This is a genomic window from Streptomyces sp. NPDC031121 (genome assembly GCF_055570615.1).
The window spans coordinates 226,214-242,363 of the sequence record NZ_JBVIGV010000012.1; the positions used below are offsets into that span (position 1 = coordinate 226,214).

A 16,150-nucleotide genomic window follows, 5' to 3' on the forward strand; every position below is an offset into this window, starting at 1 on the left:
CCCCCACCGCGGCGGCCATGGCAGCCGCCCTGGCCGTCGCCGCCCTGGGCCTGACACCCCATCAGGCCCGGGCGGCCGCCCAGTCCACCGCCCCCACCAGCTCCGCCCCCACCCCCCGCACCGCCCCCGCCGCTTCCGCCCCCACCGCCTCGTACGCCGAGGCCGCAGCGGCCGTACCGGGGCTGACCTTCCACGACATCCCGGGCTCGGGCGGCATCACCCTCAAGGGCAACGTCCTCGCCCCCGCCGGCGCCCGGCCCGGCAGCGGCCACCCGCTGATCGTCCTCCCGAGCAGCTGGTCCATGCCGCAGGTCGAGTACCTGGCCCAGGCCAAGAAGCTCGCCGACTCCGGCTACGTCGTCGTCAGCTACACCTCGCGCGGCTTCTGGCTCTCCGGCGGGCAGATCGAGGTGGCCGGACCGCCCGACGTCGCCGACGTCTCCGCCGTCATCGACTGGGCCCTCGCCCACACCCCCGCCGACCCCGCCCGGATCGGTGTGGGCGGCGTCTCCTACGGCGCGGGCATCAGCCTCCTCGCCTCCGCGCACGACCCCCGCATCAAGGCCGTCGTGGCGCTCAGCGGCTGGGCCGACCTCGTCGAGTCCATCTACTCCGGCCGCACCCAGCACGTCCAGGCCGCCGCCCTGCTCGGCGCGACCGGGCACCTCACCGGCCGCCCCGGCCCCGAACTGGACCGCATCCTCCGCGACTTCCTCGCCTCCGACCTAAAGCGCGAGCAGGAGATGATCGACTGGGGCCGCAAGCGGTCGCCCTCGGAGCACGTCGACCGGTTCAACGCCAACGGCACCGCCGTCATGCTCGGCAACGCCTGGGGCGACACCGTCTTCCCGCCCAACCAGTACGCCTCCTTCTTCGAGAAGCTGACCGGCCCGAAGCGGCTGGAGTTCCGCCCCGGGGACCACGCCACCGCCGAGGGCCTCGGCCTGTTCGGCCTGCCCAACGACACCTGGGACAGCGCCCGCCGCTGGTTCGACCGCCACCTCAAGGGCGAGCGCAACGGCGTCGACACCGAGCCGCCCGTGCGGATCAAGTCCCGCAGCGGCAGCGGGTACGAGGGCTACGCCGACTGGAAGTCGGTCGGCGCCGCCGGCACCGAGAAGCTCGCCCTGTCCGACAGCGAGCACCTCTTCACCGGCGTCAACTCCGGCGCCGACGGCGGCATCGTGCTCCTGTCCAGCGCCCTCGACCAGTTCACGAAGACCCCGCCCATGGCGTCCGTCCCGCTGCTCCCCCGCGCCTTCGCCGCGGTCTGGCAGTCGGAGCGCCTCGGCTCCGAGCGCCGCGTGCGCGGCACCGCCCGGCTGCACACCACCGTCACCCCCACCCGGTCCGACGGCACCTTCGTCGCCTACCTCTACGACGTGGGCCCCCTCGGCATCGGCAAGCTCGTCACCCACGCCCCGTACACCTTCCACGGCAAGGCCCCGGGCCGCCCCTTCGGCGTCGACCTCGACCTGTTCTCCACCGCGTACGACGTGCCCGCCGGCCACCGCCTGGCCCTCGTCGTCGACACCGTCGACCCGCTGTACGCGGAGTACAACCCCGCGGGGGCCCAGCTCACCTTCTCCTCGCCGCGCCAGGACCCCTCGTACGTCTCGATCCCGCTCGGCACCCGCTGACCCGCCGGTGCGCGAGGCCGCCGGGCCCGCCCGGCGGCCTGCTGCCGCTACCGGCCCTCGGAGGCCTCCGCGTACGCCTGGGACAGCTCCGGCGAGCCGGTCATCGCCCAGGACACCCCCGACTCGACGACGTTCAGCTCGCGGCCCGAGGCCAGCCGGACCACGGGCTGGCCGTTCGGCCAGACCTGCCAGCGGGCCCCCGGGCAGGTCCGGATGATCACCGTCCCGAGGTAGAAGCCCGCGTCGTTGCCGAGCCAGGGGACCACCTCGGGGTCCCGGCGCCAGCGCGGCATCAGCTGGTCCAGCGCCTCCAAGGAGGCCGGGGTCCCGTCGAGTTCCAGTCCGGCCGCCCGCGCGTGGACGCGCAGCACCTCGCACTCCGCGAACAGCTCGCCGACGCCCTCGGGGTCCTCCGCGACCGCGGCGGCGAGACCCGAGCCGCGCTGCGGGTCGTTCCGGTTGCGCCAAAGGGCCAGAAAGGGCATGTCCATACCGAACAGCGTCGCACCAAGGCGCCCCGGTGGCCACAGGGCGCGCCTGGATTCCGGCGGCCTCCGGACCGTCCGTCAGGCGTCCGGTGCGGTCACGGCGCCAGGTCGAGGTCCACGACGACGGGGGCATGGTCGGAGGCCCCCTTGCCCTTGCGCTCCTCGCGGTCGACGTACGCGTCGGTGACGGCCTTGGCGAACGGCGCGTTCCCGTAGACGAGGTCGATGCGCATGCCCCGGTTCTTCGGGAAGGCGAGCTGGCGGTAGTCCCAGTACGTGTAGGGGCGGTCGTACTTGAGGGGGCGGGGCACCACGTCGGACAGGCCGGCGGAGCGCAGCGCCTCCAGGGCGGCGCGCTCGGCGGGGGTCACGTGGGTGAGGCCGGCGAAGACGGCGGGATCGTAGACGTCCTCGTCGGTGGGGGCCACGTTGAAGTCGCCGAGCACGGCGAAGGGGCGCGGGCCGGCGGCGTCCTCGGCGACGGCCTCGGACAGCGCCCGGAACCACTCCAGCTTGTAGCCGTAGTGGTCGTGCTCGACCTCCCGGCCGTTGGGCACGTACACCGACCACAGGCGGACCCCGCCGCAGGTCGCGGAGATGGCCCGGGGCTCCTGGACGCCCTCGTAGTCGGGGCCGCCGGGCAGGCCCTTGACCACGTCCTCCAGGCCGACCTTGGACAGCAGGGCCACGCCGTTCCACCTGCCGGTGGCGTTGACGGCCGACTCGTAGCCGAGCTCGCGCAGCGCGTCGTGCGGGAACTGCGCGTCGGAGCACTTGGCCTCCTGCAGGCACAGGACATCGGTGCCGGAGCTCTCCAGCCAGGCCAGCAGGCGGGGCAGCCGGGCGGTGATCGAGTTGACGTTGAACGTGGCGATACGCATGCGTCCCAACCTACCGCCCGGCGCCGACAGCCACCCGGCCGTCAGACCTCGGTGGCGTCGCCCGCGGCGAGCCGCCCGTGGTCGGTGCCGCCGAGGTTCCCGAGGGCGGTGTCGTAGATCGGCCGGGCGATGTCGGCGAGGTAGGCGTCGTGGATGTCGATGGCCCGGCGCGGCTTGACCTCGCGCAGGTAGTCGATCACCTCGGCCACCTTGTTCCAGGGCGCGTGCACCGGCACCATCAGCGTCTCGACGGGCACCCCGGGCGCGGTGAGGGCGTCACCGGGGTGGAACAGCGAACCCTCCACGAGGTAGCCCACGTTCGTGATCCGCGGGATGTCGGGGTGGATCACGGCGTGCAGCTCGCCGTGCACCTGCACGTCGAACCCGGCGGCGGTGAAGGCGTCTCCGTGCCCGACGGTGTGGACGCGGCCGGGGTAGGCGGGGGCGAGCCGCTCGGCGACGCTGCGCAGCGTCCACAGGGCGGCGGCCGGGTTCGCGTCGAGGGCGGCCCGCAGCCGGCCCTCGTCGAAGTGGTCGGGGTGCTCGTGCGTGACGAGCAGGGCGTCCGCGCCCAGGCCCGCGTCGGGCTCGCTGAAGGCCCCCGGGTCGATGACGAGCACGCGCCCGTCCTTCTCGAGCTGGACGCAGGAGTGCAGCCGCTTGGTGAGCTTCATGATCCCAGGCTAGGGCAGCCTGCCCGGCGGGGTCGGCCCGCCGCGGCCCTTACGGGACGGCCGTCGAGACGACGTAGACGCTCGGCTTGGACGGGTCGGTGAGGTCGACGGTCACGTCGCGGGTCGGACGGGGGTCGGGCTGCTCCAGGGTGGTCCCGTACCAGGTCCTCTGGGGTTTCCAGTTCCAGCCCGAGACGGCCGTGTCGTGCGCGTCGATCGCCACCCCGCGGGTCAGCTCGGCGCGGCTGGTGCCGAGGTCGGCGAGGAAGCCGTCGAGGTCGGCCGGGGTGACGGCGAACTGCACGTACAGCCGGCTGGTGTGCCAGTTGTTCGTCTCCAGGAAGCCGACCTTCCAGGCCTTCTGCGGGATGGGCACGTCGTAGATGCTGCGCTGCACCCGCGAGGGCCAGCCGGGCCGGACCTTCGTGGCGCCGACCTTGGCGGCCTTGTCGCGGCCGCTTTCGCGGCTCTGCTGCGCGGAGACGGCGAGGTAGCCGGCGGGGACCCCTACCAGCAGCAGGATGATGAGGGCGGTGATCCAGCGGCGCCGGACGACGTGCCTGCGGTCCTCCGCGGGGGGCGGTGCGCCGCCCTCGTCGGGGGCGGGCGCCTGGCGGGGCAGGGTGGGCGGTGTCACTGCGTGTCGTCCTGGTCGTCGGGGCCGGGGGTCTGGCGGCGGCCCAGCTGCGCGTAGCGCTCGTACCGCTCGACGCGCCGGCGGGTGGCGCGGCGGAAGCGGCGGGCGACGAGCCGGGCGAGGTCGGCTGCGCCGACCATGCCGGCCTCGGGGCCGAGCTGGGCCTTGGCGATGCGGGCCTCGGGCCGGTAGCCGCGCCCGGTCAGGTGCCTGCGGAAGGCGTCCCGGGCGGGGCCGATCAGCAGGTCGTCGGCGGCGCTGACGCCGCCGCCGATGACGAAGCAGGAGGGGTCGAGGGCGGCGGCGAGGTTGGCGATGCCGACGCCGAGCCACTGGCCGATGTCCTGGAGCAGCTCGATGCACATGGCGTCGCCCTCGCGGGCGAGCTCGGTGATGAGCGGGCCGGTGATCTCCTGGACGTTGCCGCCGACGCGGGCGATGATGCCGTACGCGACCGGGGAGTCGGCGGCGGCGAGTTCGCGGGCCTCGCGGACCAGGGCGTTGCCGGAGCTGTACTGCTCCCAGCAGCCGCGGTTGCCGCAGGGGCAGCGGTGGCCGCCGGGGACGACCTGCATGTGGCCGAACTCGCCGGCGACCCCGTACCGGCCGCGTTTGACCTGGCCGCCCTCCAGGATCGCGCCGCCGATGCCGGTGCCGAGCGTGATCATGACGAGGTGGTCCTCGCCGCGGCCGGCCCCGAAGCGCCACTCCGCCCAGGCGGCGGTGTTGGCGTCGTTGTCGACCATGACGGGGACGGCGAGGCGCGACTGGAGGGCGTCGCGCAGCGGCTCGTCGCGCCAGGCCAGGTGGGGGGCGAAGAGGACGCGGGAGCGGTCGGCGTCGACCCAGCCGGCCGCGCCGATGCCCAGGGCGTGGACGTCGTGGCGGTCGGAGAGGTCGAGGACGAGTTCGACGATGGTGTCCTCGACGACCTTGGGGCTCTTGGACTTGTCGGGGGTCTCGGTGCGGATCTTCTCCAGGATCACGCCGTCGGCGTCGACGACGCCCGCCATGACCTTGGTGCCGCCGATGTCGATGCCGACCGTGGGGACGCGGGGGGCGGTCAGGTGCGACCTGCGCTCACGGGTCCCGATGGTCCGCAGGACGGTGCCCCGCGCCGACCCGCGGTGGGTGAGCGTGAAGTCCCGGTACGTGCTCATCGAGTCGTGTCGTCCCTCGGGGGTGCGGTGGTGCCGGCGGGGCCGGCCGGCTCGGGGGTCTGCGGTCCCGATTGTGCCACCCGGGCCAGTTCGTGGCTCAGCTCGTCCAGCTCGGAGCCGCCGGCCATCTGCCGGGTGAGCTCGTCGAGGGTGATCGAGTCGCGGGTGTGGCTGCCGGCCATCGCACCGCGTTTGAGCAGGACGAAGCGGTCGCCGACCAGATGGGCGTGGTGCGGGTTGTGGGTGATGAGGACCACGCCGAGTCCGGCGTCGCGGGCGGCGGCGACGTACTTGAGGACGACGCCGGACTGCTTCACGCCGAGCGCGGCGGTGGGCTCGTCCAGGACGAGGACCTTGGCGCCGAAGTGGACGGCGCGGGCGATGGCCACGCACTGCCGCTCGCCGCCGGAGAGGGTGCCGATCGGCTGGTCGACGTCGCGCAGGTCGATGCCCATGCGCAGCAGCTCGGCCCGGGTGGTGCGGCGCATCAGGTCGGTGTCGAGGCGGCGCAGCGGGCCGCGGCCGCGGGTGGGCTCGGAGCCGAGGAAGAAGTTCCGCCAGACGGGCATGAGGGGGACGACGGCCAGGTCCTGGTAGACGGTGGCGATGCCGCGGTCCAGGGCGGCGCGCGGGTTCGCGAGCCCGGTCTCCTCGCCCTCGATCTCGAAGGTGCCGGAGTCGTGCCGGTGCAGCCCTGAGATGATCTTGATGAGGGTGGACTTGCCGGCGCCGTTGTCGCCGAGGACGCAGGTGATCTCGCCGGCGGAGACCTCCAGGGAGACGTCCCGCAGGGCGCGGATGCTGCCGTAGGACTTGCTGACGCCGGTCAGCTTCACGAGGGGTGTCACTTCGCCTCCGCCCGCTTGCGGACCCATGCGTTGAGCAGCGTCGCCAGCAGGAGCATCGCGCCCAGGAAGAACTTGAACCAGTCGGGGTTCCACTGGGCGTAGACGATGCCGTTGCTGGTCATGCCGAAGATGAAGGCGCCCACGGCCGCGCCGATCGCGGAGCCGTAGCCGCCCGTCATCAGGCAGCCGCCGATGACGGCCGCGATGATGTACAGGAACTCGTTGCCGACGCCCTCGCCGGACTGGACGACGTCGTACGAGAACAGGATGTGCTGTCCGGAGATCCACGCGCAGAGGGCGACGCCCATGTAGAGGCCGATGCGGGTCCGGACGACGGGGACTCCGACGGCGCGGGCCGCGTCGGCGCCGCCGCCGACCGCGAAGATCCAGTTCCCGGCGCGGGTGCGCAGCAGGATCCAGGTGGCGAGGGCGACGAGGGCGGCCCACCACAGGACGGTGACCTTCAGGGTGACGGGGCCGAGGGTCCACTGGGAGGCGAACAGGGCCTGCGCGGAGGGGAAGCCCTCCATGTCGGCGATGCTCTTGGTGGAGACGGTGCCGGTGATCAGCTTGGTGAAGCCGAGGTTCAGGCCGGTCAGCATCAGGAAGGTGCCGAGCGTGATGATGAAGCTCGGCAGCTTGGTGCGGGTCAGCATGTAGCCGTTGAAGAAGCCGAGCGCGAGGGTGACGAGCAGCGAGACGAGGACGCCGACCCACACGTTGGCGGTCATCTGGTAGCTGAACATCGAGCTGACCAGGGCCGAGGTGGTGACCATGACGCCGGCGGAGAGGTCGAACTCGCCGCCGATCATCAGCAGGGCCACCGGCACGGCCATGATGCCGAGGGTGGAGGCCGAGTACAGGACGGTGCTCAGGCTGGACGCGCGCAGGAAGCTGTCCGCGGCGAAGGAGAAGAAGAGGAAGACGGCGGCGGCTCCGACGACGGCGCCCAGCTCGGGCCGGCCGAGCAGGCGGCGCAGCAGCGGGACGGGTGCGAGCCGCTCGTCGGCGGGCCCTGCGGGTGCGGGCGCCGGGGCGGGGGCGGGGGCGGTCACCGGGTGCCCCGCTTGATGTACTCCTCCAGTGCCGCGGCCTCGGCGGCGGTGACGATCTGCGGGCCGGTGAGGACCGGGCGGCCGCCGCCGAGCACGTCGGCGTTGTAGCGGTAGAGCCACAGCAGGTCGACGGCCTGGTAGCCCTGGAGGTAGGGCTGCTGGTCGACGGCGAAGCCGAGGACCCCGGACTTGAGGTCGCGGGCGACGGCGGCGTTCAGGTCGAAGGTGTCGACCTCGGCCTTGCTGCCGGCCGCCTCCTTCGCCTTCACGGCGGTCGCCGCGAAGGGGGCGCCGAGGGTGAGGACCGCGTCGACGGAGGGGTCGGCCTGGAGCTTGGCCTGGACGGCCGCCTGGACGGAGGGCATGTTGGTGCCCTCGACGTAGAGGTTCTCCATGGTGCCGCCGAAGGTCTTCTTCGCCCCGGCGCAGCGCTGCTCGTGCCCGACGTTGCCCTGCTCGTGCAGGACGCAGACCGCCTTGGTGCGGCCGCGGCGGGTCAGCTCCGCGCCGACGGCCTCGCCGGCGACCTGCTCGTCCTGGCCGATGTGGGTGAGCGCGCCGTACTCGGCCGACTGGGCGGACCCGGAGTTGACGGTGACGACCGGGATGCCGGCCTTGACGGCCTTGGCGACGACGTCCTTGAGCGCCTCGGGCTTGGCGAGGCTGACGATGATGCCGTCGGCCTTCTGGTCGATGGCGTTCTGGACGAACTGGGCCTGCTGCTGCGCCTGGTCGTCGTGGGAGTACACGAAGTTGATGTTGTCCTTCGCCGCGGCCTCCTTGGCGCCCTTCTGGACGATGTCCCAGAAGGTGTCGCCGTCCCCCGCGTGCGTGACCATCGCGAAGGTCCAGCGGGGCGTGGACACGGCGGGCCGGCCCGCCTCCGCGGCCTTGGCGCGATCCTCGGCGCGCTTGCCGCCCGTGCTGCTGCAGCCCGCGAGGGAGGCCCCCAGTACCGCCGCGAGCACGGCGCCGACGACGCGTACCCCTGTCCCGACCCTTGCCACGTTGCCGTGCCCTTCCCTCGTGCGGTGTGTTCCGCGGTCCGCTGCTGTCAAAGCGGTCATTCCGGTTTCAGCCGCCCAGTATCCGCCACAGGGGGCCATGTGCGGCCATCGGGGGCGTCTCGGCGATCGGGGCAGGCCCGGGTGCACGCAGGCGGATTGACAGCACCGCCGCCGCGGTCCAGGTTGAGTGCATGCGCATCGGGCTGATCGGAACGGGCCGCATCGGGTCCTTCCACGCCGCGGCTCTGGCCCGCCACCCGGACGCCGGCTCGCTGCTGCTGGCCGACGCCGATCCCGGGCGTGCCGCGCGGCTCGCCGAGCGCCTGGGGGCGACGGCCGCCCCGTCCGTCGACCACGTGTTCACGTGGGGCGTGGACGCGCTGGTCGTGGCCTGCTCCACCGACGCGCACGCGGAGCTGGTGGTGCGGGCCGTGCGGGGCGGGCTGCCGGTGTTCTGCGAGAAGCCGCTGGCCTCGGACCTGGCCCGGACGCTGTCGGTGCTGCGGGAGGTGGAGGCCGCGGGCGGGGTGCTCCAGCTGGGGTTCATGCGCCGCTTCGACGCCGGGTACAGCACCGCGCGGGAGCTGGTCCGCTCGGGCGCGCTGGGCCGGCTGCACACCGTGCGGACGATGACGGCCGATCCGCGGCCGCCGGCCGCGCCGTACCTGGCCTCGTCGGGCGGGCTGTTCCGGGACTGCCTGGTCCACGACTTCGACATGGTGCGCTGGGTGACCGGCCGCGAGGTGGCGCACGTGTACGCGGTGGGCTCGGACGCGGGCCCGCCGGTGTTCCGCGAGACGGGTGATGTGGACACGTGCGCGGCGGTGCTCGTCCTGGACGACTCCACGCTCGTGACGTGTACGGGGACCCGCTGCAACGGGGCCGGGTACGACGTCCGGATGGAGCTGGCCGGGGAGCTCGACCAGGTCTCCTCCGGGCTGGACGACCGCACCCCGATCGCGTCGACCGAGCCGCACGGCCCGCCTCCGGCGGCGAAGCCGTGGACGGGCTTCCTGGAGCGGTTCGCCCCCGCGTACGAGGCGGAGCTGTCCGCGTTCGTCCGGCTCGTGCGCGGCGAGGGGCCCAACCCCTGCGACGGGCGGGAGGCGCTGGCCGCGCTCCGCGTCGCCGAGGCGTGCGAGCTGTCGCGCCGGGAGCGGCGTCCGGTGGACCTGGCGGAGCTGCCCGGCCTGTGAGGGGATGGGCGCGGGCTGCGCGGGTGCGGGCGGCGGCTGCCGCGGGTGGCGGGGCACGGTCCGCGGCTACCAGCGCACCGGGAGCCGGGCCACGCCGCGCATGAGGCTGCCGCGGACCCAGGCGGGCGGCCCGGCCGCGGGGTCCTCGGCCAGGTCCGGGAAGCGCTCCAGCAGGCCGCGGATGGCGGTGCGGCCCTCCAGCCGGGCGAGCGGGGCGCCGAGGCAGAAGTGCAGTCCGTGGCCGAAGGCCAGGTGGCCCTGGGGTGCGCGCCGGATGTCGAAGGTGTCGGGGTCTGCGTAGCGGGCCGGGTCGCGGTCGGCCGCGGCGAGGGAGACGACGACGGTGGAGCCGGCGGGGATGCGGGCGGGGCCGATCAGCACGTCCTCGCGGGCGTGCCGGTAGGTGGCGTTCTGTACGGGGCCCTCGTGGCGGAGCATCTCCTCCACGGCGCCGTCGAGGAGGCCGTCCGGGTCGGCGCGGAGCGCGGCGAGCTGGGCGGGGTGCGCGAGCAGGGCCCGGACGCCGTTGCAGATGAGGTTGGCGGTGGTCTCGTGGCCAGCGACCAGCAGCAGGAAGGCCATGCCGATCAGCTCGTCCTGGGAGAGGGAGTCGCCGTCCTCGTCGCGGGTGCGGATGAGCGCGGACAGCAGGTCCTCGCCGGGCTCCTGGGCCTTGGCCTCGACGAGTTCGGCGAGGTAGAGGCCGAGCTGCCGGTGGGCGGCGGTGTCGGGGGCGCCGGAGGGCGGGGAGACGACCGCCTTGGACCAGTGGCCGAACCGGTCCCGGTCGAGGCCGGGCACGCCGAGCAGTTCGCAGATGACGGTCATCGGCAGCGGGAAGGCGAGGGCCCGCACCAGGTCGGCGCGGCGCTGCGGGCGGGCGGCCATCGCGTCGAGCAGGCCGTCGGTGATCTGCCGGACGCGGGGGCGGAGCGCCTCGACGCGGCGGGCGGTGAACTCGCGGGCGACCAGGCGGCGCAGCCGGGTGTGCTGCGGCGGGTCGGACTCCAGCATGTTGAGGTTGGCGGCGGTGTGCGGGATGTCCGGGAGGCGCTCGCGCCAGTCCTTCGCGAGGCCGGGGTGGGTCAGGGCCTGCCGGGCCTCCTCGTGTCCTACGACGATCCAGGCCGGTTCGTACGCGTCGGAGGAGGCGGCGATGCGGTGGACCGGACCCCGCGCCCGCAGCGCCGCGTAGAAGGAGTGGGGGTCGGCCCGGAAGTCCGGGGCGTTGCCGCTGATGTCCGGTTGGGGCATGCGGCCCAGCGTACGGCGGGGGTTGATCCGCGGGCGCGCCCGTTTCCGGCCACTGTGCGGCGGCCCGGCGCCGCGGCGGGGGGCGGGTCAGAAGGTGCCGAAGGAGGCGCGGCCGGTACGGCGGTAGGTGTGGATGGCGGTGCCCGAGCCGGTGGTGCGGGAGGCGGTGAGCTCGCAGGCGGTCGGCAGGCCTCCGAGGGGGAACAGCCGGCGGCCTGCGCCCAGGTAGACGGGGAAGACGAGGAGGTTCATCTCGTCGACGAGGTCCCGGGCGAGGAGCCACTGGGCCAGCATGCCGCTGCCGTGCACCTGGAGTTCGCGGTCGGCCGGGAGGGCGTCCTTGACGCGGACGATCTCGCTCTGCAGGTGCTCGCCGTCGATGACGGTGGTCCCGGCCCACTGCGGTTCGGTCAGGGTGGTCGAGGCGACGTACTTGGGCAGGGCGTTCAACCGGCCGGCGATGGGGTCCGCCGGGTCGGTGACCTGCGGCCAGTACCCGGCGAAGATGTCGTAGGTCCGCCGGCCGAGGAGGAACGCCCCGACCCGGTCGAACACCTCGGTCATGAACTGCGCCATGCCGTCGTCTGCGAAGGGCACCAGCCAGCCGCCGTACTCGAAGCCGCCGCTGGGGTCCTCGGCGGGCCCGCCCGGGGCCTGCATCACGCCGTCGAGGGTGAGGAAGGTGGTCAGGGTCAGCTTGGCCATGGCCGGGCGCTCCTTCGGGGGTGGGGTGTCGCCTGCACCGCACCAGGTTCCCCGGCCGCGCCGGGTGCGCCGGTGCGGCGCGCACGAACGCCAGGTCGGATTCCTGCCGGACACCGCTACCCCCGCGCCGTTTCATTTGAAGCGTCAACGAATCGGCGGGAGGAAGGAACACCGTGAACGCGAACGCAGTGGCCCTCGTGACGGGCGGGAGCCGGGGCATCGGGGCGGCGACCGCGCTGCGCCTGGCGGAGGACGGCGCGGATGTCGCCCTCACCTACGTGAGCGGGGCGTCGGCGGCAGCGGCCGCGGGAGTCGCCGCCCGGATCGAGGCCGCGGGCCGGCGCGCCCTGGTGGTACGGGCCGACGTCGGGGACGCGGAGCAGGCGGCCGCAGCGGTCGCGGCGACCGCGGGGGAACTGGGCAGGATCGACGTCCTGGTCAACAACGCCGGGATCGGCGTGCTCGGCCCGCTGGAGGACCTGGCCGCCGCCGACGTGGACCGCGTGCTCGCCGTCAACGTGCGCGGCGCGTTCCTGACGGCGCAGGCGGCGGCCTGCCGCATGGGGGCCGGGGGGCGCATCATCACCGTCGGCAGCTGCATGGTGCAGCGGGTGGCCGCCCCGGGCGGCACCCTGTACGCGATGAGCAAGGCGGCGCTGACCGGCCTGACGAGGGGCCTGGCCCGCGAGCTGGGCGGGCGGGGCATCACCGCGAACCTGGTCCACCCGGGCCCCGTGGACACGGACATGAACCCGGCGGACGGGCCGTACGCCGCCCCGCAGAGCGCGGTGACGGCCCTCGGCCGGTTCGGCACTCCGCACGAGGTGGCTGCCGTCGTGTCGTTCCTGGCGGGCCCGGAGGCCGGCTACGTGACGGGAGCGGAGTTCTCGGTGGACGGCGGGTACACCGTGTAGCCGGCGCGCGGGCGGCCCGCCGCCGCGGGGGTGCCGGCCCCCGCGGCGTCAGGGGCGTCAGCCGCCCAGTTCCTGGTGGCGCGCGGTGAGCGCGGCCGTGCCCGCCTCCGTCAGGGAGCCGTACAGGCGCAGCCTGGAGAAGCCGCCGTCGGGGAAGATGTCGATCCGGACGTGGGTGCCGACCGCCGGGGCGTCCAGCACGAAGCGGTGGTTCGTGTCGGGCTGAAGGCGGGTCCGCGGCAGGAACTCCGTCCACTCGCCGTCCTCGCCCGTGCGGACGGACAGCGAGGCCCAGCCGGCCGAGTTGCCCTTCAGGTAGGCGGTGTCGATCTCGACGGCGCGGATCTCGGACTCGGCGGCGAGCCGGTAGCGGATCCAGTCGTTGCCGCGGTCGCGGCGGCGGGCCGTCTCCCACCCGTCGTCCATCTTGCGGGAGCGGCCGGGGTTGATGGTGTTGGTCGGCGGGGAGTAGAAGCGGTTGGAGGCGTCCTGGACGGCGCCGCCGTTCTCCAGGGCGACCACGTCGAAGGAGCCGAGGGCCGCCAGCCACGCGGGGTCGGGCAGCACCTCGCCGTAGACGCGCAGGCGGGCGATGCCGCCGTCCGGGTGCTGGTTGACGCGCAGGTGGGTGAAGCGCTGCTCGGCGTCGACCTCGAAGCCGTTGGCTGCGTGCCCGCCGACCGGGGTGCGGGGGACGAGGGTGGTCCACTTGACGCCGTCGGCGAGGAGCTCCTGCGGGGTGGGGGCCTGGGTGCCCGTCCAGTCGGTGCCCTCGACGGAGACGGCCTGCGGCATGTTGCCGCGGAAGTGGGCGGTGTCGACGACGATGCCGCGGACCACGCCGGGCGCGCCCAGGCGTACGAGCGCCCAGTCGTGGTCGTCGGCGGTGGGCCAGGGGTGCTCGGCGGAGGCGCCGCGGCGGCGGCGGGTCTCCCAGCCGTCCATGACCTTGCCCTTGTGGCCGAAGTGCTCGGGGTCGAACTCGGCGGGCTCGGGGACGAGGAGGTTCTCCCGCTGGGCGAAGAACTCGTCGTTCGCGGCGATCACCCCGGCGCCGAGCTGCCGGTCGGCGAGGTTCGCGTACTGGGTGAAGGGGAACTCGGCCGTGCGGTAGTCGGCGTACGGGTCGCCTCCCCCGTACGGGTTCGCGTTGCCGGTGAAGGAAGGGATCGCCACTGTCAGTTCTGCCTTTCGAGGAGTCGGCCGGTGGGCTCGGTGGGGGTGCCGTGGTCGGCAATCCGCACACCGCGCAGCCAGGTGGACCGCACGACGCCGTACAGGGTCCTGCCCGCGTACGCCGTGACCCGGTTGCGGTGGTGGAGTTCGGCCGGGTCCACGGTGAAGGTCTCGTCGGGGGCCAGGACGGCGAAGTCGGCGTCGCGGCCGGCCTCGATGGCGCCCTTCCGGCCGAGGCCCGCGAGGCGGGCGGGGGCCGTGGACATCCACCGGGCGATGTCCTCCAGGGTGCGGCCGCGGCGGCGGGCCTCGGTCCAGACGGCCGGGAGGCCGAGCTGGAGGGAGGAGATGCCACCCCAGGCGGTGGAGAAGTCGGCGGTCTTGAGGTCGGCGGTGGACGGCGAGTGGTCCGAGACGATGCAGTCGATGGTGCCGTCGGCGAGCGCGTCCCACAGCAGGTCCTGGTTGGCCGCCTCGCGGATGGGCGGGCAGCACTTGAACTCGCTGGCGCCGTCCGGCACCTCCTCGGCCGTCAGGGTGAGGTAGTGCGGGCAGGACTCGACGGTGATCCGCACGCCCTCGGCGCGGGCGGCCGCGATCACGGGGAGCGCGTCACTGGAGGAGAGGTGCAGGACGTGGACGCGGGCGTCGAGGCGGCGGGCCTGGGCGATCAGGTTCTCGATCGCGGTGTCCTCGGCGGCGCGCGGCCGGGAGGCGAGGAAGTCGGCGTACCTGGGGCCGGGGACGACGGGCGCGGAGTCCAGGTGGTGCGGGTCCTCGGCGTGCACGATCATCAGGCCGCCGAAGCCGCTGATCTCGGCGAGGGCCACGGCGAGCTGCTCCTGGTCGAGCTGCGGGAACTCGTCGACGCCGGAGGGCGACAGGAAGCACTTGAAGCCGAAGACTCCGGCGTCGTGCAGGGGGCGGAGGTCCTTGGTGTTGTCGGGCAGGGCGCCGCCCCAGAAGCCGACGTCGACGTGCGCCTTGGCGCGGGCCGCGTCCTGCTTGACGGCGAGGTTCGCGGCGGTGGTGGTCGGGGGGAGCGAGTTGAGCGGCATGTCGAGGATCGTCGTGACGCCTCCGGCCGCGGCGGCGCGGGTCGCCGTCCAGAAGCCCTCCCACTCGGTGCGGCCGGGGTCGTTCACGTGGACGTGGGTGTCCACCAGGCCGGGGAGGAGGACGTCGTCCCCGAAGTCCTCCAGGCGGGCGCCGGCGGGCACGGGCGCCTCGTGGGGCAGCACGGCGGCGATCTTCCCGGCGGCGACGGCCACCGAGGCGGCGCGCGTCCCTTCGGGCGTGATGACGCGGGTCGAGCGCAGTACCAGTTCCACGTCGTCGGACACGCCGGAACCTCCCCATCTACTTCCACAGAGTGAAATTCAACGTTCTGTTGACGGAGTCTTCACGCCGATCCGGGGCCCAGTCAAGAGCGCCGTGGCAGTGCACCGACACACCGGCGCCCCAGTTGGAGGTTTCCACAAGATGGAAATAGGATTTCGCTATCCAGAATGCAGCTATCGCCGCCGGGAGCCTGACGGGTAACTTCCCGAGCACTCAGCCACCCGGACAAACCCGCTCTGACCGGCGAGGACGGCACCGACCCGCACCTGGGGCCGGCGCCGGCCGACCGGTAGGCTGCTTCCTTGCCTGCCAGCACCGAAAGGACCGCGCCGTGCCGACGTCCAGCGCCAGCACCACCGACGCTTCCGCCAAGCCCACCGCCGGCGGCGGTGGCGTCCAGTCCCTTGAGCGCGCCTTCGACCTGCTCGAGCGCATGGCCGATGCCGGGGGCGAGGTCGGCCTGAGCGAGCTCTCCACCGCCAGCGGTCTGCCGCTGCCGACGATCCACCGCCTGATGCGCACCCTCGTCGCGTGCGGCTACGTACGCCAGCAGCCCAACCGACGGTACTCCCTCGGCCCGCGCCTGATCCGCCTCGGCGAGTCCGCGTCGCGCCTGCTGGGCACCTGGGCCCGTCCGTACCTGGCCCGGCTGGTCGAGGAGACCGGTGAGACCGCCAACATGGCGCTGCTCGACGGCGACGAGATCGTCTACGTGGCGCAGGTGCCGTCCAAGCACTCCATGCGGATGTTCACCGAGGTGGGCCGCCGCGTGCTGCCGCACTCCACCGGCGTCGGCAAGGCCCTGCTGGCCCACACCCCGGCGGACGAGGTCCGCGCACTGCTCGCCCGGACCGGGATGCCCGCGGCCACCGAGAAGACGATCACCACGCCCGAGGGCTTCCTGGAGGCCCTGGAGCAGGTGCGCAGGCTGGGCTACGCGGTCGACGACAACGAGCAGGAGATAGGGGTCCGCTGCCTGGCCGTGTCGGTGCCGAACTCGCCGACCGCCGCCGCGATCTCCATCTCGGGTCCGGCGGGCCGGGTGACCGAGGACCTGACCCCGTCCATCGTGCCGATCCTGCAGAACGTGGCGGCCGAGCTGTCGGTGGCCCTGCAGAGCCAGAGCCCCGCGTAACGCGCCGAGGCCCGTGCAGGGGTCCCCCGCACGGGCCTC

16 protein-coding genes are annotated in these 16,150 nt (G+C 73.7%); 4 read left to right on the top strand and 12 right to left on the bottom strand.

The features are described 5' to 3' along the window. The first annotated feature begins 17 nt into the window (after positions 1-17). Positions 18-1,640, top strand: a complete 1,623-nt coding sequence (locus tag ACZ462_RS23685) for a CocE/NonD family hydrolase (RefSeq protein ID WP_467808332.1) — start codon at positions 18-20, stop codon at positions 1,638-1,640. A gap of 47 nt (positions 1,641-1,687) precedes the next feature. On the opposite strand, the gene ACZ462_RS23690 is transcribed toward ACZ462_RS23685, so the two are convergent. From ACZ462_RS23690 to ACZ462_RS23725, 8 genes are all read right to left on the bottom strand, one after another. Continuing rightward, complete coding sequence (locus tag ACZ462_RS23690) at positions 1,688-2,131, bottom strand: DUF6278 family protein (RefSeq protein ID WP_467808306.1); 444 nt, start codon at positions 2,129-2,131, stop codon at positions 1,688-1,690. 92 nt (positions 2,132-2,223) lie between these two features. Beyond that, on the bottom strand, positions 2,224-3,009 hold the full coding sequence (locus ACZ462_RS23695) for an exodeoxyribonuclease III (protein WP_467808305.1): 786 nt from the start codon (positions 3,007-3,009) through the stop codon (positions 2,224-2,226). Positions 3,010-3,050: 41 nt separating this feature from the next. Beyond that, positions 3,051-3,683: an MBL fold metallo-hydrolase gene (locus ACZ462_RS23700; RefSeq protein WP_467808303.1), complete on the bottom strand. Its 633-nt coding sequence runs from the start codon at positions 3,681-3,683 to the stop codon at positions 3,051-3,053. Between the two features lie 49 nt (positions 3,684-3,732). Next, the gene (locus ACZ462_RS23705; protein ID WP_467808301.1) at positions 3,733-4,320 is read right to left on the bottom strand and encodes a hypothetical protein; all 588 of its coding nucleotides are present in this window, start codon (positions 4,318-4,320) and stop codon (positions 3,733-3,735) included. Continuing rightward, positions 4,317-5,480 carry an ROK family glucokinase gene (locus tag ACZ462_RS23710; RefSeq protein ID WP_467808300.1) on the bottom strand — a complete coding sequence of 388 codons (1,164 nt, stop codon included), beginning with the start codon at positions 5,478-5,480 and terminating at the stop codon, positions 4,317-4,319. The genes ACZ462_RS23705 and ACZ462_RS23710 overlap by 4 nt, the downstream gene beginning before the upstream one ends. Next, on the bottom strand, positions 5,477-6,355 hold the full coding sequence (locus ACZ462_RS23715) for an ATP-binding cassette domain-containing protein (protein WP_467808299.1): 879 nt from the start codon (positions 6,353-6,355) through the stop codon (positions 5,477-5,479). The genes ACZ462_RS23710 and ACZ462_RS23715 overlap by 4 nt, the downstream gene beginning before the upstream one ends. After that, complete coding sequence (locus ACZ462_RS23720) at positions 6,325-7,311, bottom strand: ABC transporter permease (protein ID WP_467808331.1); 987 nt, start codon at positions 7,309-7,311, stop codon at positions 6,325-6,327. Before ACZ462_RS23720 ends, ACZ462_RS23715 begins: the two co-directional genes overlap by 31 nt. 68 nt (positions 7,312-7,379) lie before the next feature. After that, entirely contained in the window at positions 7,380-8,390 is a 1,011-nt protein-coding gene (locus ACZ462_RS23725) for a sugar ABC transporter substrate-binding protein (protein WP_467808298.1), read from the bottom strand. A 191-nt stretch (positions 8,391-8,581) separates the two neighbouring features. Between ACZ462_RS23725 and ACZ462_RS23730 the strand changes: the two genes are divergently transcribed. Next, on the top strand, positions 8,582-9,586 hold the full coding sequence (locus ACZ462_RS23730) for a Gfo/Idh/MocA family protein (RefSeq protein WP_467808296.1): 1,005 nt from the start codon (positions 8,582-8,584) through the stop codon (positions 9,584-9,586). Between the two features lie 66 nt (positions 9,587-9,652). Here the strand turns inward: ACZ462_RS23730 and ACZ462_RS23735 are convergent, their stop codons facing one another. Both ACZ462_RS23735 and ACZ462_RS23740 read right to left on the bottom strand, forming a co-directional pair. Beyond that, the gene (locus ACZ462_RS23735; RefSeq protein WP_467808295.1) at positions 9,653-10,840 is read right to left on the bottom strand and encodes a cytochrome P450 family protein; all 1,188 of its coding nucleotides are present in this window, start codon (positions 10,838-10,840) and stop codon (positions 9,653-9,655) included. An 87-nt stretch (positions 10,841-10,927) separates the two neighbouring features. Further along, on the bottom strand, positions 10,928-11,545 hold the full coding sequence (locus tag ACZ462_RS23740) for a dihydrofolate reductase family protein (RefSeq protein WP_467808293.1): 618 nt from the start codon (positions 11,543-11,545) through the stop codon (positions 10,928-10,930). Positions 11,546-11,718: 173 nt separating this feature from the next. Here ACZ462_RS23740 and ACZ462_RS23745 point away from each other — a divergent pair, with 173 nt between their 5' ends. Beyond that, on the top strand, positions 11,719-12,459 hold the full coding sequence (locus ACZ462_RS23745) for an SDR family oxidoreductase (protein WP_467808292.1): 741 nt from the start codon (positions 11,719-11,721) through the stop codon (positions 12,457-12,459). Positions 12,460-12,516: 57 nt separating this feature from the next. On the opposite strand, the gene alc is transcribed toward ACZ462_RS23745, so the two are convergent. Next, positions 12,517-13,635 (bottom strand): allantoicase, encoded by a 1,119-nt coding sequence (alc, locus tag ACZ462_RS23750; protein WP_467808290.1) that lies wholly within the window; start codon positions 13,633-13,635, stop codon positions 12,517-12,519. 2 nt (positions 13,636-13,637) lie between these two features. Beyond that, on the bottom strand, positions 13,638-14,978 hold the full coding sequence (allB, locus tag ACZ462_RS23755) for an allantoinase AllB (protein WP_467808289.1): 1,341 nt from the start codon (positions 14,976-14,978) through the stop codon (positions 13,638-13,640). A gap of 329 nt (positions 14,979-15,307) precedes the next feature. On the opposite strand from allB, the gene ACZ462_RS23760 reads away from it, so the two are divergent. Continuing rightward, positions 15,308-16,111: an IclR family transcriptional regulator gene (locus ACZ462_RS23760; protein ID WP_467808288.1), complete on the top strand. Its 804-nt coding sequence runs from the start codon at positions 15,308-15,310 to the stop codon at positions 16,109-16,111. The last annotated feature ends 39 nt before the right edge of the window (positions 16,112-16,150 follow it).

Excerpts from the sequence above, each read along its gene's own strand:
- ACZ462_RS23685 (WP_467808332.1), top strand. The coding sequence starts at position 18 with ATGGCAGCCGCCCTGGCCGTCGCCGCCCTGGGCCTGACACCCCATCAG.
- ACZ462_RS23690 (WP_467808306.1), bottom strand. The coding sequence starts at position 2,131 with ATGGACATGCCCTTTCTGGCCCTTTGGCGCAACCGGAACGACCCGCAG.
- ACZ462_RS23695 (WP_467808305.1), bottom strand. The coding sequence starts at position 3,009 with ATGCGTATCGCCACGTTCAACGTCAACTCGATCACCGCCCGGCTGCCC.
- ACZ462_RS23700 (WP_467808303.1), bottom strand. The coding sequence starts at position 3,683 with ATGAAGCTCACCAAGCGGCTGCACTCCTGCGTCCAGCTCGAGAAGGAC.
- ACZ462_RS23710 (WP_467808300.1), bottom strand. The coding sequence starts at position 5,480 with ATGAGCACGTACCGGGACTTCACGCTCACCCACCGCGGGTCGGCGCGG.
- ACZ462_RS23715 (WP_467808299.1), bottom strand. The coding sequence starts at position 6,355 with ATGGGTCCGCAAGCGGGCGGAGGCGAAGTGACACCCCTCGTGAAGCTG.
- ACZ462_RS23730 (WP_467808296.1), top strand. The coding sequence starts at position 8,582 with ATGCGCATCGGGCTGATCGGAACGGGCCGCATCGGGTCCTTCCACGCC.
- ACZ462_RS23735 (WP_467808295.1), bottom strand. The coding sequence starts at position 10,840 with ATGCCCCAACCGGACATCAGCGGCAACGCCCCGGACTTCCGGGCCGAC.
- ACZ462_RS23740 (WP_467808293.1), bottom strand. The coding sequence starts at position 11,545 with ATGGCCAAGCTGACCCTGACCACCTTCCTCACCCTCGACGGCGTGATG.